The following is a 24,411-nucleotide window of genomic DNA, read 5'->3' on the forward strand; positions in this document are numbered from 1 at the left end:
CGGCTGCACTGCCAATCGGAGCCGTGTCATGACTTCTCCTCTTAAACACTCTGCTGCCCTTCTTTGCATGGGAGCCGTCCTCAGCATCGCCTTGGTTGAACCCGCGCTGGCGCAGACCGCGAACATCGAGGGCGTGTTGCAGAACATCGTCAACATGCTAACCGGTAACGTTGCGCGCCTGCTGGCGACGCTCGCCGTCATCATCGTCGGCATCGCCTGGATGTTCGGCTATCTCGATCTGCGAAAGGCGGCCTATGTGGTGCTCGGTGTCGCCATCACGTTCGGCGCCTCCGAGGTGGTCTCGACCCTGACCGGGGGTCGCTGATGAGTGAGGCCCCGCGTCTCACGGAGGACACTCTGTTCCTCGCCTGCACGCGTCCGGCCATGGTGGCCGGCGTCACCATGGAAGCCATGGCGCTCAACGTGATGTTTTCCTGCATCCTGTTCCTGGTGGCCGGGAGCATCATCTACGGTCTGGTCGCACTTCCGATCCATGGCGTTTGCCGCATTATCTGCCGGCACGACCCCAACATGTTCCGGATTCTGCTCGCCTGGATCGAAACCCGCGGACGCACGCGCAACGCGTCATTCTGGGGCGGATCGTCCTGCACGCCGCTCAAGCTCGTCCGGCGATATCGAACACGAGACCTTGGTTATGCATAATGCAGCGCTCAAAACCCGGGAGATCGGGCCCGATGTCTACCTGCCATTCGGCCGGCACGTCACCAATACGGTCATCAGTCTCACGACGCGAGCGCTGCTGACTGTGATCCGGCTAGACGGCACCTCGTTCGAGACCGCCGAGACGACAGATCTTAATGACCTGCACGCCAAGCTGAACCTCACCCTGCGCAATGTTGCGGATCCGCGGCTGGCGCTCTGGACCCATCTGGTGCGGCGTCGGACGTCGGACTATCCGGCCGGAGCGTTCCGGTCTGCATTTTCAGCTTCGCTAGACGCGCAATATCGCGACCGGCTCCGCAAGGCGGCGCTCTTTCGCAACGATCTCTATCTGACGCTGGTTTGGCATCCCGGTCGCGCGACTGCCGACGCCGCGGCCGCGTTCTTCAGGCGGCTTGGCCGGAGCGCTACGGCTTCCCTCGAAGTCGACAGCGACGCCTTGAAGCGGCTCAACGACGCCAGTCGCGATATGGTCGCGGCATTGGAGCGTTACGGCGCCCATACTCTCGGCCTGGCTGAGCGCGATGGCATCGTATTCTCAGAGCCAATGGAGCTGCTCCATGCCGTCGCCTCCGGCGAGTGGATGCCGATGCCATTGCCGCAAGGGCCAATCGGCCCCGCACTCTATTCAAACCGCGTGATCTTCGGCCGTGAAGCTATCGAAATCCGCAGCGCGGGCGGCTCGCGCTTCGCCGGCATGTTTGGCCTCAAGGAATATCCGGCGTCCACCAGGCCAGGCCTGTTGAACGTGCTGCTCTCCGCGCCTTTCGAGGTGATCCTCACCCAATCCTTGGCGTTTTTGTCGAAAGCCGACGCCAAGACTGTCCTGACGCGCAAGCAGAACCAGCTGGTCTCGGCGCAGGATCCGGCGGCCTCGCAGGTCGATGAGCTCTCTGACGCGCTCGACGATCTCGAATCCAACAGGTTCGTGCTTGGAGATCACCACCTGTCGCTGCTGATCTACGCCGAGACGCCTTCGCAGCTGCAGGATCACATGAGCGTGGCCCGGCGCGCACTGGCGGACGCCGGTGCCGTGGTGGCGCGCGAAGATCTGGGCCTTGAAGCGGCCTATTGGGCGCAGCTTCCTGGTCTGTTCAAATATCGGGCGCGGACTGGAGCGATCACCTCACGCAATTTCGCGGCACTTTCTCCGTTTCACACCTATCCGACCGGAAAGCCAGACGGCAACCATTGGGGACCAGCGGTTGCGATGCTCAAGACCGCGTCCGGCTCGCCGTTCTACTTCTCGTTCCATCACGGTGATCTCGGCAACACCTTCATTTGCGGCCCCTCCGGCTCCGGCAAGACCGTCGTGCAGAACTTCCTGCTGTCGCAGGCTGAGCGGCTCGGCGCCACATACGTCTTCTTCGACAAGGACCGCGGCGCCGAGATCTTCGTCCGTGCCGCCGGGGGCACCTATCTAACGCTCCACAACGGAATTGCGACCGGCTGCGCGCCGCTCAAGGCGCTGGAGTTGACGCCAGCCAATCTTTCCTTCCTGGGCACTCTTATCCGGAAGCTCGTTACGCCAGAAGACCGCGCGCTGACCGTATCCGAGGAGGAACGGATCGATTCCGGTTTGCGCGCGCTTGGTCACCTGCGGCAGGCGGAGCGCTCGTTCGGGGCGCTCCGGACTTTTCTCGGCCAACAGGATCGCGAGGGAATCGGCGCCCGATTGGAGCGGTGGTGCCGGGGCGCTCCTTTCGGCTGGGTCCTCGATGGCGAGCAGGATGCCATCGGCCTCGACGCCCGGTTCATCGGCTTTGATATGACCGATCTCTTAGATCATCCCACCGTTCGCACACCGCTGATGATGTATCTGTTCCATCGCGTGGAGCGCCTGATCGACGGCCGGCGTTTGATCATTGACATCGACGAGTTCTGGAAGGCACTTGGCGACGAGGCGTTTCGGGATCTCGCCAACAACAAGCTGAAAACCATCCGCAAGCAGAACGGCGTCATGGTGTTCGGCACGCAGTCGCCGCGCGACGCGCTGGCTTCCCCGATCGCGCATACTATTGTCGAGCAGTGTCCCACGCAAATCTTCCTGCCCAACGCGCGGGGAACACGCTCGGACTATGTCGATGGCTTCCATCTGACCGACATTGAATTCCGCCTGATCAAGGAGGAGCTCGCGCCCGAAAGCCGGCGGTTCCTGGTCAAGCAAGGCCACAACTCGGTGGTGGCGGAGCTTGAGCTCGGCGGCTTCGACGACGCCCTCGCTGTGCTGTCCGGACGAACGGAGACGGTCGAACTGCTCGACCGCGTTCGGGCGGAGGTCGGCGACAATCCGGCGCAATGGCTGCCGGTCTTTCACGCGGAACGGAGGACAATCCGATGACGGTTCTGCGTATCCAGATGGCTCTCACGTCCGTCTCAGTCCTGACCCTTCTGACGGCGGCACCTGCGAGCGCGGAGATTGTGTTCGATCCCAGCGTCTATGCGCGGCAATTCGAGCAGCTGACGGAGCTGAAAAAGCAGGTCGACACCCTGACGTCGCAGCTCAAGGTGGCGCAGGATCAATTGAACCAGGCCAAGCAGCTCTATGACAGCTTCAACAAGCGTACCAACGCCAACGACATCGGATCGCTCTTGAACACGCCGCAGTTCCGGAAAGTTCTGCCGCAACAGTTCTCCGACATCGAACGCCTGGTCGCGGGGCAGGGCGGCGGCAACTTCGCTGACGCGATGAACCATTACCTTTCGCAGAACCGAGTGTATGCGGGCAACAGCGGCAATTCGTACTATCAGAGCGAGCTCGACCGGATCGCGCGGCAGACCGGCGCCAAGCACTCCATGGGCCAGGCGGTCTACGACACCGCCTCGCAGCGCATTGATGCACTCGAAGACTTGAGAACGCGCATCAGCTCGGCGACCGATGTCAAGGAGACACTCGATCTGTCGGCGAGGCTACAAGCCGAACAGGCGCTACTGCAGAACGACGTGCTGCGGATGCAGGGCCTGGCGATGATCCAGCAGGCCCGCACGGACATGGATAGCCAGCGGGAGCGCGAGAAGCAACGCCAACTGGTCGATGAAATGAAGGCGGCGCTACGATGACGAAGAAGGCATCCATTCTGGTCATCGCCGTCACTGCTGCTCTTACGGGCTGTAATGAAACCGAGACAAGGCAGCAAACGAAGACCGTGGGCTGGTTTTTCGATCATCGGGACGAGCTTCAGGCAACGCAAAAGGCCTGCCGCGATAACCCAGGTGAACGCAGGAGCACACCCGACTGCATCAACGCCAACGAAGCCCGCAAGAAGATCACCGTCCAAGAGATGAAAGACGCTCTGAAGTAGGGACCGCCGCGATGGCCATAAACGTCTTCGACAGTTTTCTGAAGGAATTCGAGCAGCCGATCACGACATTCGTGTCGACTTCGGCATCGAATCTTGCCTCCTACATTGATGGTCCCCTCCGCACGGCCGTGATGCTCTATGTCATCCTCTACGGTTTTGCGGTGATGCGGGGCGCAATCTCCGAGCCAATCATGGAATTTGCCTGGCGGGCGATGCGGATCGTGGTCGTGGTGCTGCTTGCGACCAACTCTAGCGCGTTCCAGCAATACGTCACCGGGCTGTTCTTTGATTCCTTGCCCAAGGAGATCGGCAATGCCTTGGCGGGCTCGGGACTGAACACAAATTCCGGAGCTCCTTTCGATCAGCTTCTGACCAAAGGAATCGACGTCGCAAATAAGATCTACGATCAAGCGGGAATAACCGACGTGGCTCCGGCCCTGATTGCCGCCATTCTCCTGATCTTTGTGGCGGTTGGGTCCTTGTTGCAGTTTGCGATCCTGCTCTATGCCAAGGTTGGGCTCGGCGTCGTGATCGCGCTCGGTCCGCTCTTCATTGCACTTGGATTATTTGAGGCCACGCGGCCGTTTACGGAGGCCTGGCTCCGGCAGGTCGCGAATTTCGTGATCCTGCTGGTGCTGGTGGTCGCTCTGGTCGGGTTGATGCTAACGACCGTCACCGGCTTCATCGACAGGTTTGCGGCAAACGCCGGCACGGCCGGCGAGATGGTGGTCGCCGCTGTCGCCATCAGCGCGGTGCTCGGCCTGTCCGGGTACATCTCGCTTCAATTGCCGGTCATCGCAGGCGGTCTCGCCGGGGGCGGTGCGTCGCTCGCAGGCCGGTTGGTCACAAGCCCGATGATCGCCAACGCCACGGCCGCAGCCGGTGGCGCTTATGCCGGCGCGCGCTGGTCGGCCGGCCGCGGTCTCGCTGCACTACGAGCGAGCCGGCAAGGCGGCAGTATGCGGCGCACGCGATCGACGGGAACCACGGCCGCGTAAGCAGTCATCGCCGGCAACAGACGAGAAAGACAGACAAGGGCATCAGAACGATGTGGCGTCGACTATTCATCATCTCCATCATCGGATTTCAGCTTGGCGGCTGCGCCATCTGGTCAAAGAGACCGCCGTCATGTGATGGCCAAGCTCGGCGGCCACTCAATCGTTCGCTGTGGGATTGGGAGACTGGTACGCCAATAGCCACGCCGGAGCCGCCGGTCCCGCCGTCCGCGCCGGCACCTGTCATCCGCAAAGGCGAGACCAGCCCGGCTGCGCCTTCCACGAAACTCGCTGCATCAGACCCCGAGGCCGCCATCGCAGCCTCCTACCGCGCTTGCGGCAAGGAGGCCTGAGATGGTCGGACACGACGAGCTGAAGGCCTATTTCGACAATGCGCGTCGATGGGAACAGGATCTGCTGCTATCGGCCCATCGCTCGCGGCGAACAGCATGGGTGATTGCCGCGGCTGCATCCGCATTGGCGGTGGTCTCGGTTGGCGCGGTCGCAGCACTTGCGCCGCTGAAGACGGTCGAGCCGTTCGTCATTCGGGTCGAGAATGCCACCGGCATCGTGGATACCGTATCAGCGCTCACTTCGACGCCGGCGCGCTATGATGAAGCCGTCACCAAGTATTTCCTCGGCCGCTATGTCCGCGCGCGCGAAGGTTACAGCTATCCGGAGGCCGAAACCAACTTCCGCACTATTTCGCTACTCTCGGGGCAGGGCGAACAGGCTCGGTTCGCGGCTTGGTATCGCGGCTCAAATCCCGAAAGTCCGCAAGTTGTTCAGGGTCGTTTCGGGGTGGCGACCGTGCGGATCAAGGCGATCTCGCTCCTGGCCGACAATGTCGCCTCGGTGCGCTTCTTGAAAGAGAGCCGCAAGGGCGAGGAAACGCGCGTGACCCATTGGGTCTCGACCCTGACGTTTACCTATGCCAACGCGCCTATGTCCTCCGCCGACCGTCTCATCAATCCCCTCGGCTTTCTGGTCTCGGAATATCGCGCCGATCCGGAGATCGTGCCATGAAGTCTATCGCTCTCTTGATGATGTTCGCCCTGGGATTCGCGGGGCCGGCAATGGCCTTGCAACAGCCGTCACCAGGTCAACATGATGCCCGCGTGAGAACCGTGACCTACGATCCAGCCAACGTGGTCAGGGTCAACGGCGTGATTCGGGCGTCAACTCAAGTGTTGTTTGCAGACGATGAGGAGGTCGCGCATGTCGCGATTGGCGATGCGATTGCATGGGAGGTCGCACCGGCGGGCTCAATCCTGTTCCTTAAACCCCGAGAGAAACATCCACCAACCAATTTGCAGGTCGTCACCACGCGGCCTGACGGACGCAAGCGCTCGTATCAATTCGAGCTGTCGATTGCCGAGACGACGCTGGCGGACAGCTACTTCGTCGTCCGCTTCGCCTATCCCGGCGACGAGATCGAGCGTCGACGTGCGGAGGCGGCGACCCGCGGCGCCGAGCGGGAAGGCGCGCTGATCGATCAGACCTTCGACCTGCAGCACGCCTATGGCGCCCGCAACTGGCGCTTTTCGGCGCAGGGATCGATCGACCTCGAGCCCGAAGCCGTTTTCGACGACGGCAAGGAGACCACATTCCGCTTCGCAGGCAACCGCGAGATCCCGGCGATCTACCTGATCAACTCCGATGGCTCGGAAAGCCTGGTGCCCAAGGATGTCCGCGGCGAACTCGTGGTGGTTCATGCGACAGCGCGGGAGTTCCGGCTGCGCAAAGGAGACAACGTGCTTTGCATTTTCAACGAAGCATTCGACGCGGTGGGAATTAACCCGGGCACCAATACCACGAGCCCGTCGATTGAGCGGCGCGCGAAGAAATCACCACTAATCCCAAGGCCGCGATAGGCGAGGGCGATATGACCGAACATCAAGATGAGACGATCGCCGGCGACCGCGGCATTACGCCAGTGGGCGGAGGGGACAATGGCCGAACGGCAATGCTCAAACGCGGCTTCGGTGCGCTGGCGCTCACCGCCTTTGCCGCTCTGATCATCTGGGGGACCTGGAAAGGCGATAAGCCGGTCAGTGATTCCGCCCGGAAGCTGGTGATCCGCCAGGCGGCGGCATTCGAGCCTATCCCGGAAGCGCCGGCCGCGCCTGTTACCACGGCCTCCATTGGAGCCGCGCCGGTCCCAGCCACGCCAGCGGCTTCCGCACCAGCCTCCGACCAGCTTCTGGAGAGCGCCCGACGCGCACCGGTGCTGGCCTACAACAGGCCGAATTCCGCTGGACGCCCGGCCCACGACAGCGTGACCGGAAGTGTCGTCACTGATCCCTATGGGTTCGGGCGGGGCGAGCCGCGCAACGACCTCGCCGACAAGCTGAAGCCCACCCCGATCGAGGGCGTGCGTGCAGCGCGGCTTCCCAACCGCAACCTGCTCATTACCCAGGGCACCTCGATCCCCTGCGTGCTGGAGACGGCGATGTCCTCGGACGTGGCCGGTTTCGTCTCCTGCGTCGTCGTGCGGGACGTGATGTCGGATTCCGGCAACGTGGTGCTGATGGAAAAGGGCACACAAGTGGTCGGTGAATATCGCGGCAATGTGCGGCGCGGCTCAAAACGCCTGTTCGTGCTGTGGACCCGCGCCAAGACGCCGACCGGCGTCATTGCAGCATTGGCCTCGCCGGCGACCGATGCGCTGGGCCGCGCCGGGTTTGACGGCGACATCGACACCCACTTCTTTGAACGGTTCGGCTCGGCGCTCCTGCTGTCGGTTGTCAATGATGCCGGCTCGATCGGGCGTCAGCAGCTGCAGGACAGCTCGATCCAGATCAACAACACCACCGGCGCCACCAACACCGCCGCAGCCATCGCTGTCGAGCAGTCGATCAACATTCCACCGACCCTCAACAAGAACCAGGGCGAACTGGTCAACATCTTTGTCGCCCGCGATGTTGATTTCTCCTCGGTCTATCAATTGCGGCGGGTCGAGACTCGGACCCAGATATTGGACCGCACCATTCCCGGGGGCCTCGCAGGCCCGGTCGTGGTGCCAAAGTGAGCGCCGTACACGCCATCGAAGGCGATGGCAGCCGGCTCGTGCTGGCGCGCTATCTCGAACCGTTGGCTCCATTTCTGGCGGACAAATCCTTGACCGAAATCGTCGTCAACCGCCCCGGCGAGATTTTCGTGGAAGGCCCCGGCGGCTGGACCCGGCACGAAGCGCCAGCTCTGACGCATGCCTACCTCTCACACCTCGCGATCGCGGCCGCCGGCCACACCCGTCAGGACATCGGCCCGGAGCATCCGGTGGTCTCGACCACCCTGATCGGCGAGGAGCGCTGCCAGATAGTCGTCCCTCCGGCGGTGCCAGCAGGCACCGTAAGTCTCACGATACGCAAGCCGTCCGCTTTGACGATGACACTGGATGCCTTTGAGCAGGCAAAACTGTTCGATGAGGTCCGTGTCGCCGATGACGAACTCACAACCGACGAGAAACGGCTTCTGGCCCTGAAAGAAGCCGGAGCCTGGCGCGACTTCTTCCAGTTGGCCGTCTCAACTCGCCGCAACATCATCATTTCCGGGGCGACTGGTTCGGGAAAGACGACGCTGTCCAAGGCGCTGATCGCGGCGATCCCGGCACACGAGCGGCTCATCACTATCGAGGACACCGCCGAGCTCGTCGTCCCTCATCAGAATTGCGTGCGGCTGCTCTATGCCAAGGATGGGCAGGGGCTCTCCAAGATAGGACCGCGCGAACTTCTCGAGTCCTGCCTGCGGATGCGGCCCGATCGTATTCTGCTCCAGGAGCTTCGCGATGGGACAGCGTTCTTCTATCTGAGAAACGTCAACTCGGGCCACCCGGGATCGATCACAACGGTTCATGCCGACAGCGCCCGGCTCGCCTTCGAGCAGCTGACCTTGTTGGTCAAGGAAAGCGCGGAAGGCCGCGACCTGCACCGCGACGACATCCGCTCGCTGCTGCTGCTTCTCGTCGACGTCGTCATCCAGATGCAGAAGCGGGACGGCCGCTACCGCATTTCGGAGATCTACTATGACCCCGTTCGCAAACGCGACAACCTCAGTTAGGGCGGCGCAGGGCCTTGCGGTCGCTCTCGCCGCCTGCGCGCTGTTCCTGCTGGTCGCCTCCAACGTGCTGCTGCTGGGGCTAAGGCTTCACGATGGGGGCCTGCACTGGTCGGAGATCGCCACCGGCTGGCCCCGCTACGGCGCCGACCCCCGTTTCGACCGTTGGCTGACCCTGTCGACCCTCACGGGCGCGGTCGTCGTCTTTGGCCTGCTCGGTGCGATCTTCCGGCACCGTCCTCTCCCGCTTCATGGCAGCGCGCGCTTCGCGTCCGAACGCGAAATCAAGGCCGCTGGCCTGCGCTCCAAAGATGGCCTGCTGCTTGGCCGCAAGGACGGTGCACTGCTCTGCTTCGGCGGGTCGGAACACGTGCTGGTCTACGCTCCGACCCGGGCTGGGAAGGGCGTCGGATATGTCATCCCGAACCTGCTCAATTGGCCGGATTCAGTCGTCGTGATGGATGTGAAGAAGGAGAACTGGGACCGCTCGGCCGGATTTCGAGCTGCCCATGGGCAGGAGGTCTATCTGTTCGACCCGCTCGAGGAGAACGGTCGCACCGCCCGCTACAACCCGCTGGGCTATGTCCGCAGCGATCCCGCGGACCTCTATGACGATCTGCAGCGGATCTCTGTCATGCTGTTTCCGGCCGAGAGCCGCGGCGATCCCTTCTGGTTCGAGGCGGCACGGTCGGCCTTTGTCGCGATCGGCGGCTATGTCGCGGAAACGCCCGGCTTGCCATTGACGATCGGCGAGATCCTGCACCAGCTGTCCGCGGCCCCGGACCTCAAGGTACACTTCGAGAAAATTATCGCCGCTCGCAAGTCCGGCCCCTCGCAACTCTCGCGACATTGCATCACGTCATTGAACGACTTCCTCGCGGCTTCCGAAAACACCATGAACTCGGTGCGTAAGACCGTGACCGCGAGGCTTGGCCTTTGGCTCAATCCCCGCATCGACGCCGCGACTACAACCAATGATTTCGACCTGCGGCAGCTGCGGAAAAAACCGATGTCAATCTATCTCGGCGTGACGCCTGACAATCTCGACCGCATGGCGCCGCTGCTGAACCTGTTTTTCCAGCAGGTGGTCGATCTCAATACCCGCGAGCTGCCGGAACAGAATTCCAAACTCAATCGCAAGGTGCTGTTGTTGCTCGATGAATTTCCGGCTCTAGGCAATGTCAATGTGCTGGCAAAATCCGTCGCCTTCATCGCCGGTTACGGCATCCGCCTGCTCACCGTGGTTCAGAGCCCGGCGCAGCTGCGCGCAATCTACGGAATCGATGCGGCCCGCAACTTCATGACCAATCATGCCGTCGAGGTGGTCTTCGCGCCGAAAGAACAGGATGTCGCTAATGAACTCTCCGAGCGCATCGGTTACGACACCGTGAAAGCGCGGAGCCGCAGCGGGCCGAAGGGGCTGGCAACGCGGTCGACCAGCGAGACCGTCTCCGAGCATCGGCGCGCCCTGATGCTGCCGCAAGAGCTTAAACTACTCCCAAAATCCAAGGCCTTCATCCTCGGCACGGGCCTTCCGCCCGTTATCGCTGACAAGATCCTCTATTACGAGGACAAGGCATTCCTGTCACGTCTAGTGCCGGCTCCTGTCCCAAAGCTGCCGACAGGCCGCTCGACCGCAGTGCTTGACGCCGAGATCAAGGAGCTTCGCTCCGAGGTCGCCGAGCTTCGCGCGGTATTTCGATCCCGTCCGATGACCGACGAGGAGGTGGCCGATCCCTCCACAATTCCAGCCAATGCCAGTTTTGATTTCGGGGACGTGGACGTCGATCTTGAAGGGCTGTCTGAGGAGGACTTGAAAGCCTGGGTCCTGAACTACATCGACGCCCAAGCCGTCCCGCCGGCGCGACGGTCCAGCCGCAAGCAGAAGGGTGAGCAGCATGAACGACGGGCATGAGGCGAACCGGGATTTCAGCCTGGAGCGGCAACCTCGCGCGGGGCGTGCTTCCGCCGGAGACAAGGGGGACGCCGAGTCCATAGGAACAGCCCCCAACAAGCCTTCATCCGCGGAGGTCACCGATAGTGCTTTTCCGGACCGCATCCGTCGGAAATATTACGTGGTGACCACTGAGTCCCAAAAGGATGGACCCGACCGCGAGGCGCGGCTCTATGCCGATGAGCGGAAAGAGTACCTTGCGTTCAAGGCAACTGATGATCGCCTGGTCACCCGCATAGCCGCCGCAGAAGTGATCCGGGACATGGTCAGCGTGGCGCAACACCGCCAGTGGGAGGCACTTCACGTCCGTGGTTCTGTCGAGTTCCGACGCGAGGCTTGGCTCGAGGCGAGCGCGCGCGGGATGGATGTGAAAGGCTATCAACCAAACGAGCTTGATGGCCAGGCGCTCGCCGACCGACGAGGCGCATGGAATCGAGCACAGGCCCGGACTAATGATGCGGAGGCTCGTTCGGGCTCCGCCAAGCCAGCGCAGGCGGATAGGCTTGATTACGACAAAGGCGTTTCCGGACGTCTGCTGGAGGTCGGTTTTGGCCCCTACCGCAACCGCCCCGACGCGGAGCCGTCAACCTATGTAGCCATCGAACTGGACGATGGCCGGCGGCATCAGGTGTGGGGCGCCGGCGTTGTAAACGACGTCGCAGATAGTGGCGCTAGGCCTGGCGATCGCATCTCGCTGCGACGAGATAACGTCGTACCCGTCATCAGGGCGATCAAGTCCATAGACGACGCCACTGGAATCGCTCGCAGTGAACAGCGCCAGATGTGGCGCGACATGTGGAGTGTGACGGTTGAGGCACGCCGTGGAGAACGATCGGCTGGCGCGCATGATTCCGACCTGCTCGCGGCCAAATCCCAGATTGCCGTCATCAACAAGCTTGTCGAACGCGCTCTGCCGAACGATGAGAATGCTCGACAGAACATTATGGCTTTCGCCAAGGAGCGCATGGCCCAGCATCTGGAGAACGGGCATTCGTTTTCGCGGGCAAAAGTCATGGAACCGGTTCGAGATCGTCATCCGTCGGAAGACGATAGGGAGATCCGAATAACTCAAAGTGGTGAACGCGCGAGAATACGTGAGCGTACGCGCTGAATGCACGAGGTCAATCAATGGGCCGAACCGGGCTTTTGGGAGAGTAAACCCCGAAGACAATCAACCGTCGCGACCAAACGGTACGTTCCGCTCAACTCTCCGATGGCGGAAAACGGACCGAGCAACCACGCGTGATCGCGCTGTTGTTATTGCCGAATTCTTGCAGGCGCGGTTGACTCTCGAACGATCAATCGCGTTTCCAGCTCCACTCTAGAGTGAATATCGAGCGAAGATTGATCTGCCAAAAAGTAGTTGGCTGCCTGCTCGCCCATCAGCCGAGCCGGGACGTCGACCGTCGTAAGGCCCGGGGTGAGATATTCGGCAATATCGAGATTATCAAAACCGATCATCGACATATCTTCAGGTACGCGTAGCCCTGCATCCCTGCAGCCGCGCAAGGCCCCGACGGCGAGCACATCGCTACCACAAAATATCGCCGTTACATTCCGATTTTGATTGAGAATGATTTTGGCTGCGGCTCGGCCGCGGCTGAACTCGTAAGGCGACTCCACCACGACAATATTGGAGCGGCTGATTCCACGGCGCTCAGCCATAGCCAGGAAGCCTTCAAGGCGACCAGATGCACGATCATTTTCGCGCGTTACACCAGCTATGACGCCAAAATTTCTGTGACCTAGGTCTGCGAGGTAGTTCGCCGCCAAAGCGCCGCCGGCGCGATTGTCGAAACCCATAGATGGAATGGAAACATCGTCCGAGAGGGCGTAGGTTACCGCAAATCTTACTTTGTGTTCGCGGAGCAGCTTGAGGGTTTCCTTTCGATGGTAGTTGCCCACGAGTGCAATGCCATCAACGCCTTTTTCGATGAGATTACGCACGACGCGAATCTCTCGATCGAGATCGTAACCTGTTGCAGAGTAGACTAGCGATGCGCCCGCTGGCGCCAGCCGGCTTTCCAGACCCTCCAGCATTCTGGTGAAGATCGCGCTATCCAGGGTCGGAACGATCAAGCCGATCAGACGGGAGCGCGAGGATCGCAGCGCGCGTGCAGATCCGTTGGGCACGTAACCCAACTCATCAACGATATGCAGAATGCGTTCTCTCAGATCGATCGCGACGGTTTCCGGCCGGTTCAAGACACGAGAAACTGTGGCGATAGAGCAGCCAGCGCGCTTGGCTATTTCGACGACGGTTGGTGATTGCCTTTGCTCAACGCGGCTCGTTTTTTCCAAAGCCATCGGTCCGTTTATCCTCTCGCGCAGTCACAGAGACTGCCCCGGTCAGCCCAATTGAAATCGTTACCATAGGAAGAGGAGGGACGGAACAGATAAATTAGAAAAAAACCGATTATTTCCAGCGACTTCCAGAGATTTTTCTCCACCCCAGGCACTTTCTCTTGCTTCGTCAGTCGCAATGATGTAAACCTTTTCAGACCGCACCGTGGTCAGAGATGCGGAGCGACAGGTGCAGATTCGAGGCAGAATTCACGCCTGCAAACGGGTTGCGCCAGCAGCAAGGTTGTGGAGAGGGCATGCGAGCGAAGGACAAACGAACGGGTGAAGTGCCCATCATTACGGCAAAGCAAGCCGTATCGCTCATCCGCGATGGCGATTGCGTCTATGTCGGCGGATCAGCTGGGGTCGCCATTCCAGAGCTTATCATCGATGCGCTTCGCGACGTCCATTCCGAGCAGGCATCTCCTAACAACTTGATGCTGGTCGGGACGGTGGCCATCGGCGACTGGGCCACCACCGGATTCAACAAGTTGGCAGCGCCTGGGCTGGTTCGCCGAGTTGTCGCGAGCGGTTTAAACAATTGCCCCGCGCTTGGACGACGGGCGCTCGCCAATGAAATCGAAGCTTACACCCTCCCTCAGGGAGTGCTGGCTCAGCTTGCTCGAGAGAATGCAGCCGGACGCCCCGGCGTAATCACGAAGGTTGGGCTCCGGACGTTCGCCGATCCTCGCATCGGTGGGTGCAGGCAGAGCGAGCGCAGCAAAGAGGACATGGTCTCGGTTGTCGATATCGAAGGAGAAGAGTACCTCCTCTATAAGACCTTCCCAATCCAGGTTGCGATCCTGAGAGGCAGTATTGCGGACGAGAAGGGGAACATCTCGCTTGAGGACGAGGCTTATGTTGGCGAAAGCATGTCGATTGCGGCCGCAGCCCGCCGATCTGGGGGAATCGTCATCGTCCAGGTCAAGCGGGTCGCCGCTTCCAATACGTTAAATCAACGCGAAGTAAGAATACCCGGCGTTCTTGTCGATTACCTCGTCGTCGATCCCGACCAGCGCCAGACTTATGCCACCGAGTATAGCCCCGCCTATGCGGGCAAAATGCGCGTGCCGGACGGCAAGATAGCCTCTCTGCCGTTCGATCTGAGAAAGGTCATCGCACGCCGCGCGGCACTTGAGCTCGCTCCCGGGGCGACGGTCAACATCGGTTATGGCGTCTCGAATGGAATTGCGGTCGTAGCCGCCGAAGAAGGCATATACCGGTCGGTTACATTGACGGCGGAGCAGGGAGTGATCGGCGGCATCCCGGCGCCTGGCCAGGATGCCGGGGCTGGCACGAACTACGACATGATCGCGCCACAACCGGATCAGTTCGATTTTTACGATGGAGGCGGGCTCGACATTGCGTTCCTATCTTCCGCAGAAGTTGATCGGCACGGCAACGTCAATGTGAGCCGCTTTGGCGACAAGATCATCGGGCCTGGCGGATTCATAAATATCAGTCAGGGTGCTCGTAAAGTTGTCTTCTCCGGCACTCTAACAGCTCGTGGATTGAAGGCATATCCCGACGGCGGCTCTCTCGTTATTGCGGATGAGGGAACGGTCAAGAAATGGGTCAGGGACGTCTACCAGATCACGTTCAGCGGCGCTTTTGCGAAAGAACGCCAGCAAGAGGTCGTATTCATCACCGAGCGCGCCGTGTTCAAGCTTACGCAGAACGGACTAATGCTAACCGAAATTGCGCCTGGCGTATCACTCGAAAAACACGTGCTGGCGAACATTGAATTCCAGGTCGCCATTTCGCCAGATCTGAAGCTGATGGATGCGCGGATATTTAAAGATGAGCCGATGCATCTGGCGGCAGGCTTCCACTCAGCCGCGGATCTGCCTATGGAGCGGCTGACGTGAAATTCGTATCGAGAGAGTTCGAGGACAAGGTTGAAATCCTAACGCTGAACAGGCCCGAGCGGCGCAACGCGCTTGGCGAAGATATCCTGTCGGATATGACCGAAGCCGTAGGCAATGCTGCCGGCAACAAGGACGTCAACGTCATAGTGCTAGCTGGGAATGGGCCCGGCTTTTCAGCCGGTGCAGACCTGAAGGATTTTTCAGCCGGCGACATCAACGCCACCTTTGATTTGAACCGCCGTTTGGGCGCCTTTGTGCGCTCTCTGGCTCTTGTCCAAAAGCCCATCGTCTGTGCTGTCGATGGATTTGCCTTGGGCGGCGGCTTCATGCTGGCGGTTTCGTGCGACGTTGTTGTAACGGGGCCCCTGGCGCGGTGGCATCTGCCGGAAGTGTCTCTAGGCTGGTTGCCAGGCTTTGGCCTCGAAACGTTGGCTGCACGCGTCGGACCGTTTGCGGCTCGCTCCCTGAGCTGGAGCCCGACCGCGATTGATGGCGTGGAGGCTCATCGCTTGGGACTTGCCGACATGCTCTCTCCTCCGGCTGAGCTGGCCCGCGAGACGGCGCTGCGCTATGCCAGAGGTTTAGCGGCAATGCCGCCTCACGCGGTGCTGACCACGAAGCAGTTCTTCTCTACTTCTGTAACTGCGGGAGCAGAAGTCATGGACGATTTGGCAAACCGCTCCTTTGCCCAGGACTTTCTTCACGAGACTGCGAGAGCGAATTTGAATCGCTTTCTTCCGAGGAAGGGCGCCGGCGCCTAGGTTAGCTACATGACGGCTCCTTACATCAGTCGCTTTCGGGAAACGATATGAATTACCCGTCTCAGTCCCTCATTGTCGTCGAGCGGCCTGATCCAGCCATAGTTCTGCTACGGCTCAATCGGCCGAGGCAACGAAACGCGCTGAGTGCGGCCCTGCTGGGCCAGCTTGCCCATGCGCTCCGCACCGCGCGAACTGACGAGACCGTGCGATGTGTGGTTCTGACCGGCGACGAGCACGCTTTCTCTGCTGGCGCTGACATCAAGGAAATGCAGCAGCTCGGCTTCGAGGCGCTCAACGACCCCGAAAGGCAGGCAGCATGGGATTGCATCGCGGCCTTTCCAAAGCCGCTCATTGCGGCCGTCCGCGGCGTCTGCCTTGGCGGTGGGCTTGAGCTTGCGATGCTGGCAGACATCCTGCTAGTCGCAGACGACAGCATGCTTGCACAACCAGAAATCACGATCGGAATTATGCCGGGCGATGGCGCTACCCAGCGCCTGACGCGGATGGTAGGCAAATCACTGGCGATGCAGATGGTTCTCTCGGGGGAGCCAATCAGCGCTCAACAGGCGATGGCAGCGGGACTTGCCTCCGAAATGCTGCCGGCAACCGAGGTGCTCGCACGCGCGCTCGCAATCGCGCGTGTCATCTCCGAAAGGGCGCCGATCGCGGCGCGCTTAGCCAAGGAATCTGTTCTGGCAGCCTATGAGACACCTTTGTCGGCCGGCTTGGCGATCGAGCGGCGCGCGATCCGATACGCGTTTACCACCCAAGATCAGAAGGAGGGCATGGCTGCATTCGTCCAGAAGCGGCCAGCAGTATTCTCCGGACGTTGAGCGAGCCGCTCAAGACCCTCGGCGCCTGGGTTATTGACACCGGCCAAATGCATCGTTCGCGCCGAAATGTAAACGTTTTCATAAAGATAGTTGGAGGGAATCAATGAGCATTATCGTCGAACCGATCGCGACAGCTTCCCCGCAACCGCTGGCGCCAACACGCCCTCCCGAAAAGCAGGTTGCCACAACGAGCATGACGATAGCTTTGGGCGGTGGCGTCGCCTTGGAGTGGTACGACTGGACGGTCTATGGAATGATGGCTGCTTTTCTCTCGCCGCTCTTCTTTCCCTCAAATGATCCCACGACGTCGCTGCTCGCCGCGCTTGCCGTATATGGCGCGGGTTTCTTCGCGCGACCGATTGGGGCCGCGATACTCGGGCCCATTGCCGACCGCATCAGCCACAAGCGTGTGATGATGATCTCTATCACTGCAATGGCAGTGTGCTCGCTGCTGATTTCCGCGCTCCCAGGCTATCGCGATCTCGGGGTCGCAGCCGCGGTAATCTTGCTGCTCGTCCGCCTGATCCAGGGGCTCGCCACCGGCGCCGAAGCGGGTGTCGCCAACACGATCGCGATCGAACTTGCACCTCCCGGCAAAGAGGGACGATATCTCGGTCTGATCAGTGGCACGTTCATCCAGCTCGGTGTCTTTTCATCCAGCCTGGTCGCCTTCCTGGTGAGTGCATCCGTCGCATCCGAAACAATGCACGAATGGGCCTGGAGGCTTCCCTTTGCGGTCGGCGGAGCGCTTGGTCTGCTGATCATTTATCTGCGCAGCAAACTGCCGGAGACATTGATCAAGGAGGTCATGCATCGTGACGAACTGTCGCGGACTCAGGAGACCACAGGGGGTGTGTGGAAGACGCTCTGGAGCGTACGGCTTTCGCTGCTCGCCGTCATCCTCGTCGTCGGCGCGGTTCAGATTGCCAACTATGCCTGGAATGCCGGACTGCCGAACCTGGCTAACGGTGTGTTCAAGGAGAACAGCACCTGGGTCTATGGCATTACAACCTTGATGGGCGTGATCTGGATCCTGACTGCTCCCTTCGTTGGCGCGTTTGCAGACAAGGTCAGACCCTCGCGCGCCTTCACGCTGCTGCGGCTGCTGCTCGTCGCGTGCTTCTTTCTGACGCTGCTTTATTCGCAGAAGGGCATCTCCACCTTCTTCTTCGTCATGGTCTTTGGAGGCGCTATCGTCGGCTTCAACATGGCGCTCTACAATTTCATCGCAACTACGCTGATGCCGCGCGCCGTTCGAACGACGGGTATCGCTGTTGGGTATGCGCTCGGGGTCTCTCTGTTCGGCGGCACCTCACCTTATTTGCTGGTGTGGCTGCAGCACGCGAATATGGCGTGGATGTTTCCCGTCTATGGCTCAGTGGTCGCGGTGCTGAGCGTCGTTGTTTATCACGCCGCGAAGAAGCGCGGCCACGTCTACATCGGCGACTGAGGTTCGGGCTCTGATGTTCTGACCTGCGCCGAAGCGCCCACTGCTGTCCTGGGAGAGACCAATGTCGAGAAACGAGTTCTTGTCCGCGCGCGAGCGCATGCTGGTACGCATCGCGCAAACACGCGATGATGCCTCTACAGCAGGCCTGCCGCATTGGGCCCGCACCGAGGACGGACGATGGACGTTCACATCCGACGGTGATTGGACTGGTGGCGCCTTCGTCGGCCAGCTCTGGCTTGCCCATCTGGCGGATCCGCAGCGCTTCTCGAAATCTGATGCGTATGCGGCGCTGGCCCGCATGCTCCCGCGAGCCGAACGGCGAACCGCATTCAAGGGCTTTGGCTTCTACCATGGGGGGGCACTTGGAAGCATCCTCCTCGGCGATGAAATGGCCCGCAACGCAGCGCTCACGGCAGCTCGATCCCTGGCTCAGATGTTCGACCCCAAATTGGGCTTGATTCCTCTTGGCCAGGATGCCGAGGAGGCCAGCGCCGTGGGCTTGGCCGAAAGCAGCATCGACTCCCTTCAGGCCACGGGCCTGCTTTACTGGGCCGCTGACCAGCTTGCCGATCAGCACATGGAGGAGGTCGCCAATGCTCATATGCGCAGGGTATTGGAAATCCACGTCCGGCCGGATAACTCGGTGATCCAATCGTCCACACTGGACCCGGAAACGGGGGCGGTACGGAGAACGCATACGCATAAAGGCTATAGCGACGTCAGCACCTGGGCACGTGCTCAGGGCTGGGGGATGCTCTACACCGCTCATGCCGCCATGGTTCGTCCGCAGGAGCCGATGTGGCGCGATTATGCAAAGCGCGTGTTGAACTGGTGGATCGACCATGTTCCCGGGGACCTCATTGCATTTTGGGACTTCGATGACCCCGCAATTCCGACTACAAGCAGGGATACCGCAGCCACGGCCATCGCGGCAGCAGCATCGTTGAGGCTTGCAGCAGCGCTCGGCCGAACCGACGGCACCAAGTACCGAGACTTCGCTGAGCGCACCGTGAGCAAGCTAGTCACCGGATATCTGACGTCCATTGGGCCAGGCGATCAGCGTCCCCCTGGAATGCTCACCGGAGGATGCTTCACCCGAAAGCAGGTTGCGCGCGATATCGACACAGCACCGAACGCAGAACTGATATTTGGCAGCTACTTTTTGTTTGAGTGTCTTGCGGTACTCACGGGCCTCGTGCCTGCTGGACGCATATAGAGGGACGGTCCCGGCCAAAGCTGGCGCAATATCCAGCAATTTCCGCGCGCGGGAAGCAGATCTCGAACTCAGAAATAGCGGAGCCGTTTTCGCTCTCCACCTCCGCGACCACGCTGCGAACGACGCTCGACCCTGCAAATTACAAAGAACATCGGATCGTGCCGCACCCTCCGTTCTGGCTTGATGGCAGCATTCGATTGAGCCGCATCGGGCCCGCAACAGCCCATACCTCATAGCCCTGCGATCCCCCCGGGTGCCGCTGAGTTGCAGGAAGCCGGCATTCTGCAAGAGAGGACCGGCTACGCCCGCGACCGAATCTACGCAGCTCCAAAAGTTCTCGCGATCATCAACCGTCCTTTCGGCGAAGAACCAATCTTTCCCGAGGTCGACCAGGACGAACTTTCAGCTGATCGGAGGAGGCTATGATCCCACTTCTCGCGATCCTCTTCGAAAAACCGCTGCAGGATCGGCCGCTTTGATATGCGGCGCGCACCTGCCGGATGGCTCGGATAGAAAGAGCTAAGCCCGCCAAAGCGGTGGTGCAGGCGCAAACGGGTGACGTCCTAAGGATCCGCGACCGGGCCGTTGCAATGCATACCCACATATGTATGCTTTTGATCCATTCGTTATCTGTTATACCACGTCCGCTGCGAAAGCGGTCACCCTGGCTTAATTGTGCGTCTGGGAAGTTTTCATGTTTGAAGCCGGCACGATATTGCGCCTGTCGCCCTGCTTGAAGGTCTGGCGAGTCCGCCGGCTGCGACACACTCCCGCTCCCGCAACGACCGTCCTCTTTTCAAAGCAAACGCCAAAGCCGGAAATTCGTCCGGCTCATCCAAGCGGTTCAGCAGAGCTGAGGCGTTGCAGCCCTTCCATCACGTGGCGAGCGTAGCGTGAATTTTCAGGTCACTGTCCTGAAGATCCTGGTGAGCTATCCTGACGGGTTTGCCGTCATGGCGGACCTCAAACGCGACATGGCAATCCTTGCGACCAGCGGCCGGGACTGGGCCGAGCGGACCAAGCGTTTGGGCTCGCGCGTACCGGATCTGGATATCTTCTCCCAGAAGTTGGTCGAGCGGCTGAGCGGAGGCTGGCGAATCACGGACCAGGGCCGCGCCGTCCTGGAATTCATGGAGGCACGGCCGCCTGTCGTGGCCGAGCAAACGACCGATACCGGCGGCGCAGAAGCGCAGCCGCCAAAAGCATCTATCCAGATTCCACTGAAGAGAATCCGCGGCCGGCGACGACGAAACGAACGACTGCGCGCCGCCCGGGAAAGAACCCGCGCGTCCTGATCCGCTTCGCAAGATCGGGCAGCTCGGCTGGCTTGCTGTGGGGCTCAGGAAGCTTCCGCTTCCTGAAGAGCGGCTTTTCTGCAAAGACGCACCAACCACCTGCAAAAGGCGCGACCGATCTCCGGGTTGTCGCTGCGATCAACTGCATAGGCGCGATAGTGCATGCCGCTCGGCGTCCGGGTTCCCGGCACAACATGCAAAACACCCTGACGCACCATGTCGCTCACGATGATTTCGGGAACCACAAGAAGGCATCTGCCTGTCATGACGGCGGGGAGCGCCAGATAATTATGGTCATATCGCGCGCCCGATTTGATGTCGTGCGAGGTCAGGTTCATCGCTCGCAGCCAAGTCGGCAATATGTCGGGCCTGGACGTGATGTTGAGGATCGGCGTCGATCGGACAATTGATATGTTCTTGCCTCCGACGTGACTTGGAGATCCGACGCAGACGAGTTGCTCATTGTAGATCTCCCAATCATCGGCCGGCTCGATAACCGACAGATCCCGCGTGATCAGGATATCGTAGTCATCTGAGGAGGTCGGCGGCGACAGTGAACTGACCACATCGACGATCACCCCGCCCATTTCAGCGGAAAAGGCCTGAAGATTGGGAATCAGAAAAGAATAGGCGAAGGTCGACAGTGAGGTGCGGACCACGATCCGATTGGTCTCCTGCCGGCTCCTGCGCCGCATCCGCTTGGCTGTGAAGCATACAGTATCGAGCGGTTCGGCAACGGTGCTTGCAAACAGTCTCCCAAATTCGGTCAGCTGGCTTCGCCGGCCCCGCCGCTGCATGAGTTCGGCGCCGAAGTAATCCTGGAGCACAGACAGATAGCGGCTCACAGAGCTCTGCGTTATGCTCAAGGCCGCCGCCGCGCGGGTGACGCTTCCCTCTCGTGCGATGGTCACGAAGACGCGGATCGCGTTGAGCGGGACTTCCTCGCCTTCGGCAGACATCTTGTGCTTCGCTAGCTCCTTGCCGGCCAAGTCTCTATCCTGAATACATTTCCAAAGGCGATTGTTGGATCACATTATTCGATGATTCCGGGCGGAATTCCGCTTATCTGCGGTATTGCGCGCTGGAAATCCTCTTTTCGGGCGATCTGTGTAGAATTGGGAACGACGACGGGGCCAAGGGCGTACTTTGCCTGCGAGAGCAGGGGCGAGTCATTGTCGTAAAGACGCTTTGCGTCCCGTACGCCGGCCGGTTACGCCCGTTGCTCACTCGTCGCCAAAGGAAACCGCGGTCGCTGGCGTTACCAGCACTGCAACTTGTATGAGCCGGACGGCACCGGCCCTTCTTAGCGCAAGTAGCGGGTCTCTGCTTTCTTAACCTCGTCCATGCGCTGCAGCCGGAAGATCTCTTCGACCGCGACAATCTCCTTGTGGACGTTTTGCACGCCACCATCGGCGATGATGCGCCGAAAGGTTTGTTGCATGGCCGTGACGGCAGCGCGAATGCCGTAATTGCCATAGATCATCATCCGGATGTTGCCGAGGGCCTTCACCCGCTCGGCATCGAGATCAGGATAGGCGTTGGGGACGATCACGAGCGGGACTGCTCCCTTCCAGGCCCTCGAAAAACTTTCGATCTCGCTGGGATCCTTCGTTTTCGAATGGATCAGAATCATGTCGGCACCAGCCGCCTCGTAGGCTCGTGCCCGCTCAAGCGCTTCCGTCTCACCAAGGCCAGCGATCAGGGCTTCGGTCCGCGCGATAATCAAAAAGGCCAGATCCCGTCTCGTCGCTCTGGCGGCCTCGATCTTTCCCTGGAATTCGGAAACGCGCAGGAGCTCCTGACGGCCGCCGGCGGCCAAACTCGTCACCTTGGGAAAGGTCTTGTCCTCGATGACAACTGCGCTGGCGCCCGCGAGCTCATATTCCGTGATGGCGTGGATGACGTTGATCGCATTGCCGTAGCCGGTATCGATGTCGGCAACGATCGGCAACGTGGTGCGGCCTGCAATGGCACGCAGCATATCGAGATGCTGCGTCATTGAGATGAGACTCATGTCGGCAAGGCCGTAAAGAGCGGAGAGCTCGAAGCCGGAGGCCCACAGGCCATCGAAGCCGGCTTCCTCGGCGAGCGCCGCGGAGAGCGGGCTATGGGCTGCCATGATGTGAACGAGGCCGGTTTCGGCCATGCGGGCGCGCAGGCGCTTGGCTGCAGACATCGAGAGGTCCTTCAGGATAGGGCCGCGCAGGCGGCGATGATGCGGTCACAGGCCCGGGCGAGATCCTCGAGGGAGGACGCATAGGAAACGCGGATGTAGGGAGAGGCCATGAAGCCGCTGCCCGGCACCACCGCCACGGCGAAGGCGTCGAGCAGATACATGGCAAAATCAGTGTCGGTTGCGATCAATTTGCCATCGGGTGTGCGCTTGCCGAGAACGCCCGCGCAGGAGGGGAACACGTAGAAGGCACCGTCCGGCATCCTGCAGTTGAGCCCCTCGGCCTGGTTCAGTTTGGAGACGACCAGATCACGCCGCTGCACAAAGGCACTCGCAAACTCCCTTACATGATCACGGCCGCCGGACAGCGCCTCGATGGTCGCATATTGGGAGATCGAACTCGTATGCGATGAAGTCTGGCCCTGGATGAGATTCATGGCTTTGATCAGGGGCAAAGGTCCAGCGCCATAACCCACACGCCAGCCCGTCATTGCGTCAGCCTTCGAAACGCCATTGACAGTCAGTGTGCGGCCGGACAGGTCGGGTGCAACGGCTGCCATGGTTGCGAACTCAGTGCCATAGGTCAGCTTCTCGTAAATGTCGTCTGACAGAACGTGAACCTCGCCGTGCCGGCGCAGCACATCCGCCAGGGCCAGCAGATCGTCTTTGCTGTAGACAGCACCGGTCGGATTTGATGGCGAGTTCAGCATCAGCCACTTGGTGCGCGGGGTGATCGCAGCTTCCAGAGCGTCCGGGCGCAGCTTGAACCCATGGAATTCGTCGCAGGAGACCATGACCGGCCTTCCACCTGCGAGCGCGACCATGTCGGGATAAGATACCCAGCAGGGCGCCGGGATCGCGACCTCGTCGCCCGGATCGAGAGTGGCGAAGAGTGCGTTGAACACGACCTGCTTGGCGCCACAGCCGACCGTGATCTGGTCGAGGCTGTAGTCGAGGCCGTGATCGTGCTGAAAACTCCTTCGAACCGCCTCGCGCAGCGGCTTGATTCCGGCGACCGGAGTGTACCTCGTGCGGCCATCACGAATGGCGCGAACGCCGGCCTCGCAAACAGAGGCAGGCGTGTCGAAGTCCGGCTCTCCCTGGCTGAGCGTGATGACATCGACGCCAGCTTCACGTAGCTCGGCGGCTCGCGCCGTCATGGCCTTGGTTTCGGAGGGACGGACGAGCTTGAGACGTTCGGCGATAAGGGACACGATTTCGAACCTGCACAACGCGGATGCACTTTTCGCCGGGGCTTGTACCCGCTAGCGAGCGGCTCACCCAGTTGATCCATCGCTCTTCTCGATTAGACGATCGAATCTCGCGATGCATGTGACACGCTCGAACTCTCGTCCTGCCAAAGGCGGATGGAAGATCAATGGCCTATGCCCCACAAATCGCACGCGATTTGCCTCCTGTCCTCCACCCCTGGTGCTTTGCTCGGCATCGGCGCCGACCGCTGTCGAACCCCGCGATCGAGCGGC

General features: G+C 60.7%; 22 protein-coding genes. 18 read left to right on the top strand and 4 right to left on the bottom strand.

Annotation, left to right across the window (positions count from 1 at the left end; genetic code table 11):
• Nucleotides 1-28 precede the first annotated feature (28 nt).
• The 12 genes from BDOA9_RS33775 to BDOA9_RS33830 all read left to right on the top strand — a co-directional run bounded on the left by BDOA9_RS33775 (nucleotide 29) and on the right by BDOA9_RS33830 (nucleotide 12,099).
• Nucleotides 29-325 carry a TrbC/VirB2 family protein gene (locus tag BDOA9_RS33775; RefSeq protein ID WP_025038371.1) on the top strand — a complete coding sequence of 99 codons (297 nt, stop codon included), beginning with the start codon at nucleotides 29-31 and terminating at the stop codon, nucleotides 323-325.
• Entirely contained in the window at nucleotides 325-663 is a 339-nt protein-coding gene (locus BDOA9_RS33780) for a type IV secretion system protein VirB3 (protein WP_025038372.1), read from the top strand. Before BDOA9_RS33775 ends, BDOA9_RS33780 begins: the two co-directional genes overlap by 1 nt.
• Entirely contained in the window at nucleotides 656-3,022 is a 2,367-nt protein-coding gene (locus BDOA9_RS33785) for a VirB4 family type IV secretion/conjugal transfer ATPase (RefSeq protein ID WP_025038373.1), read from the top strand. The genes BDOA9_RS33780 and BDOA9_RS33785 overlap by 8 nt, the downstream gene beginning before the upstream one ends.
• Nucleotides 3,019-3,741: a type IV secretion system protein gene (locus BDOA9_RS33790; protein ID WP_025038374.1), complete on the top strand. Its 723-nt coding sequence runs from the start codon at nucleotides 3,019-3,021 to the stop codon at nucleotides 3,739-3,741. Before BDOA9_RS33785 ends, BDOA9_RS33790 begins: the two co-directional genes overlap by 4 nt.
• The gene (locus BDOA9_RS33795; protein WP_025038375.1) at nucleotides 3,738-3,983 is read left to right on the top strand and encodes an EexN family lipoprotein; all 246 of its coding nucleotides are present in this window, start codon (nucleotides 3,738-3,740) and stop codon (nucleotides 3,981-3,983) included. Before BDOA9_RS33790 ends, BDOA9_RS33795 begins: the two co-directional genes overlap by 4 nt.
• A 131-nt stretch (nucleotides 3,984-4,114) precedes the next feature.
• Complete coding sequence (locus BDOA9_RS33800) at nucleotides 4,115-4,981, top strand: type IV secretion system protein (protein ID WP_256375439.1); 867 nt, start codon at nucleotides 4,115-4,117, stop codon at nucleotides 4,979-4,981.
• 351 nt (nucleotides 4,982-5,332) lie between these two features.
• A complete protein-coding gene (locus tag BDOA9_RS33805; protein WP_025038377.1) occupies nucleotides 5,333-6,004 on the top strand; it encodes a virB8 family protein in 672 nt (223 codons plus the stop codon).
• Nucleotides 6,001-6,852, top strand: a complete 852-nt coding sequence (gene virB9 / locus BDOA9_RS33810) for a P-type conjugative transfer protein VirB9 (protein WP_025038378.1) — start codon at nucleotides 6,001-6,003, stop codon at nucleotides 6,850-6,852. The genes BDOA9_RS33805 and virB9 overlap by 4 nt, the downstream gene beginning before the upstream one ends.
• An 11-nt stretch (nucleotides 6,853-6,863) precedes the next feature.
• Nucleotides 6,864-8,009 carry a type IV secretion system protein VirB10 gene (gene virB10 / locus BDOA9_RS33815; RefSeq protein ID WP_025038379.1) on the top strand — a complete coding sequence of 382 codons (1,146 nt, stop codon included), beginning with the start codon at nucleotides 6,864-6,866 and terminating at the stop codon, nucleotides 8,007-8,009.
• Nucleotides 8,006-9,037 (top strand): P-type DNA transfer ATPase VirB11, encoded by a 1,032-nt coding sequence (gene virB11, locus BDOA9_RS33820; protein WP_025038380.1) that lies wholly within the window; start codon nucleotides 8,006-8,008, stop codon nucleotides 9,035-9,037. The genes virB10 and virB11 overlap by 4 nt, the downstream gene beginning before the upstream one ends.
• Nucleotides 9,003-10,949 carry a type IV secretory system conjugative DNA transfer family protein gene (locus BDOA9_RS33825; RefSeq protein ID WP_025038381.1) on the top strand — a complete coding sequence of 649 codons (1,947 nt, stop codon included), beginning with the start codon at nucleotides 9,003-9,005 and terminating at the stop codon, nucleotides 10,947-10,949. The genes virB11 and BDOA9_RS33825 overlap by 35 nt, the downstream gene beginning before the upstream one ends.
• The gene (locus BDOA9_RS33830; RefSeq protein WP_025038382.1) at nucleotides 10,933-12,099 is read left to right on the top strand and encodes an LPD7 domain-containing protein; all 1,167 of its coding nucleotides are present in this window, start codon (nucleotides 10,933-10,935) and stop codon (nucleotides 12,097-12,099) included. Before BDOA9_RS33825 ends, BDOA9_RS33830 begins: the two co-directional genes overlap by 17 nt.
• A 146-nt stretch (nucleotides 12,100-12,245) precedes the next feature.
• Here the strand turns inward: BDOA9_RS33830 and BDOA9_RS33835 are convergent, their stop codons facing one another.
• Complete coding sequence (locus tag BDOA9_RS33835) at nucleotides 12,246-13,295, bottom strand: LacI family DNA-binding transcriptional regulator (RefSeq protein ID WP_025038383.1); 1,050 nt, start codon at nucleotides 13,293-13,295, stop codon at nucleotides 12,246-12,248.
• A gap of 293 nt (nucleotides 13,296-13,588) precedes the next feature.
• On the opposite strand from BDOA9_RS33835, the gene BDOA9_RS33840 reads away from it, so the two are divergent.
• The 6 genes from BDOA9_RS33840 to BDOA9_RS33865 all read left to right on the top strand — a co-directional run bounded on the left by BDOA9_RS33840 (nucleotide 13,589) and on the right by BDOA9_RS33865 (nucleotide 20,754).
• Complete coding sequence (locus BDOA9_RS33840; RefSeq protein WP_042337109.1) at nucleotides 13,589-15,199, top strand: acyl CoA:acetate/3-ketoacid CoA transferase; 1,611 nt, start codon at nucleotides 13,589-13,591, stop codon at nucleotides 15,197-15,199.
• The gene (locus BDOA9_RS33845; RefSeq protein WP_025038385.1) at nucleotides 15,196-15,960 is read left to right on the top strand and encodes an enoyl-CoA hydratase/isomerase family protein; all 765 of its coding nucleotides are present in this window, start codon (nucleotides 15,196-15,198) and stop codon (nucleotides 15,958-15,960) included. The genes BDOA9_RS33840 and BDOA9_RS33845 overlap by 4 nt, the downstream gene beginning before the upstream one ends.
• A 47-nt stretch (nucleotides 15,961-16,007) precedes the next feature.
• Nucleotides 16,008-16,793 carry an enoyl-CoA hydratase-related protein gene (locus BDOA9_RS33850; protein WP_025038386.1) on the top strand — a complete coding sequence of 262 codons (786 nt, stop codon included), beginning with the start codon at nucleotides 16,008-16,010 and terminating at the stop codon, nucleotides 16,791-16,793.
• A 103-nt stretch (nucleotides 16,794-16,896) separates the two neighbouring features.
• Nucleotides 16,897-18,243, top strand: a complete 1,347-nt coding sequence (locus BDOA9_RS33855; RefSeq protein WP_082847953.1) for an MFS transporter — start codon at nucleotides 16,897-16,899, stop codon at nucleotides 18,241-18,243.
• Nucleotides 18,244-18,304: 61 nt separating this feature from the next.
• Nucleotides 18,305-19,459, top strand: a complete 1,155-nt coding sequence (locus BDOA9_RS33860) for a glycoside hydrolase family 88 protein (RefSeq protein WP_025038388.1) — start codon at nucleotides 18,305-18,307, stop codon at nucleotides 19,457-19,459.
• 893 nt (nucleotides 19,460-20,352) lie between these two features.
• A complete protein-coding gene (locus BDOA9_RS33865; protein WP_025038389.1) occupies nucleotides 20,353-20,754 on the top strand; it encodes a hypothetical protein in 402 nt (133 codons plus the stop codon).
• Between the two features lie 44 nt (nucleotides 20,755-20,798).
• Here BDOA9_RS33865 and BDOA9_RS33870 read toward each other — a convergent pair whose 3' ends face one another.
• The 3 genes from BDOA9_RS33870 to BDOA9_RS33880 form a co-directional block, all read right to left on the bottom strand.
• On the bottom strand, nucleotides 20,799-21,713 hold the full coding sequence (locus BDOA9_RS33870; protein WP_025038390.1) for a LysR family transcriptional regulator: 915 nt from the start codon (nucleotides 21,711-21,713) through the stop codon (nucleotides 20,799-20,801).
• Between the two features lie 344 nt (nucleotides 21,714-22,057).
• Nucleotides 22,058-22,900 (bottom strand): isocitrate lyase/phosphoenolpyruvate mutase family protein, encoded by an 843-nt coding sequence (locus BDOA9_RS33875; protein ID WP_244521613.1) that lies wholly within the window; start codon nucleotides 22,898-22,900, stop codon nucleotides 22,058-22,060.
• Nucleotides 22,901-22,941: 41 nt separating this feature from the next.
• Complete coding sequence (locus BDOA9_RS33880; RefSeq protein WP_025038392.1) at nucleotides 22,942-24,141, bottom strand: pyridoxal phosphate-dependent aminotransferase; 1,200 nt, start codon at nucleotides 24,139-24,141, stop codon at nucleotides 22,942-22,944.
• Nucleotides 24,142-24,411: the final 270 nt, after the last annotated feature.

Source organism: Bradyrhizobium sp. DOA9 (assembly GCF_000617845.2).
Taxonomy (GTDB): Bacteria; Pseudomonadota; Alphaproteobacteria; order Rhizobiales; family Xanthobacteraceae; genus Bradyrhizobium.

Excerpts from the sequence above, each read along its gene's own strand:
- BDOA9_RS33775 (WP_025038371.1), top strand. The coding sequence starts at position 29 with ATGACTTCTCCTCTTAAACACTCTGCTGCCCTTCTTTGCATGGGAGCC.
- BDOA9_RS33780 (WP_025038372.1), top strand. The coding sequence starts at position 325 with ATGAGTGAGGCCCCGCGTCTCACGGAGGACACTCTGTTCCTCGCCTGC.
- BDOA9_RS33785 (WP_025038373.1), top strand. The coding sequence starts at position 656 with ATGCATAATGCAGCGCTCAAAACCCGGGAGATCGGGCCCGATGTCTAC.
- BDOA9_RS33790 (WP_025038374.1), top strand. The coding sequence starts at position 3,019 with ATGACGGTTCTGCGTATCCAGATGGCTCTCACGTCCGTCTCAGTCCTG.
- BDOA9_RS33795 (WP_025038375.1), top strand. The coding sequence starts at position 3,738 with ATGACGAAGAAGGCATCCATTCTGGTCATCGCCGTCACTGCTGCTCTT.
- BDOA9_RS33800 (WP_256375439.1), top strand. The coding sequence starts at position 4,115 with ATGCTCTATGTCATCCTCTACGGTTTTGCGGTGATGCGGGGCGCAATC.
- BDOA9_RS33805 (WP_025038377.1), top strand. The coding sequence starts at position 5,333 with ATGGTCGGACACGACGAGCTGAAGGCCTATTTCGACAATGCGCGTCGA.
- virB9 (WP_025038378.1), top strand. The coding sequence starts at position 6,001 with ATGAAGTCTATCGCTCTCTTGATGATGTTCGCCCTGGGATTCGCGGGG.
- virB10 (WP_025038379.1), top strand. The coding sequence starts at position 6,864 with ATGACCGAACATCAAGATGAGACGATCGCCGGCGACCGCGGCATTACG.
- BDOA9_RS33825 (WP_025038381.1), top strand. The coding sequence starts at position 9,003 with ATGACCCCGTTCGCAAACGCGACAACCTCAGTTAGGGCGGCGCAGGGC.
- BDOA9_RS33830 (WP_025038382.1), top strand. The coding sequence starts at position 10,933 with ATGAACGACGGGCATGAGGCGAACCGGGATTTCAGCCTGGAGCGGCAA.
- BDOA9_RS33835 (WP_025038383.1), bottom strand. The coding sequence starts at position 13,295 with ATGGCTTTGGAAAAAACGAGCCGCGTTGAGCAAAGGCAATCACCAACC.
- BDOA9_RS33840 (WP_042337109.1), top strand. The coding sequence starts at position 13,589 with ATGCGAGCGAAGGACAAACGAACGGGTGAAGTGCCCATCATTACGGCA.
- BDOA9_RS33850 (WP_025038386.1), top strand. The coding sequence starts at position 16,008 with ATGAATTACCCGTCTCAGTCCCTCATTGTCGTCGAGCGGCCTGATCCA.
- BDOA9_RS33855 (WP_082847953.1), top strand. The coding sequence starts at position 16,897 with ATGAGCATTATCGTCGAACCGATCGCGACAGCTTCCCCGCAACCGCTG.
- BDOA9_RS33860 (WP_025038388.1), top strand. The coding sequence starts at position 18,305 with ATGTCGAGAAACGAGTTCTTGTCCGCGCGCGAGCGCATGCTGGTACGC.
- BDOA9_RS33870 (WP_025038390.1), bottom strand. The coding sequence starts at position 21,713 with ATGTCTGCCGAAGGCGAGGAAGTCCCGCTCAACGCGATCCGCGTCTTC.
- BDOA9_RS33875 (WP_244521613.1), bottom strand. The coding sequence starts at position 22,900 with ATGGCCGAAACCGGCCTCGTTCACATCATGGCAGCCCATAGCCCGCTC.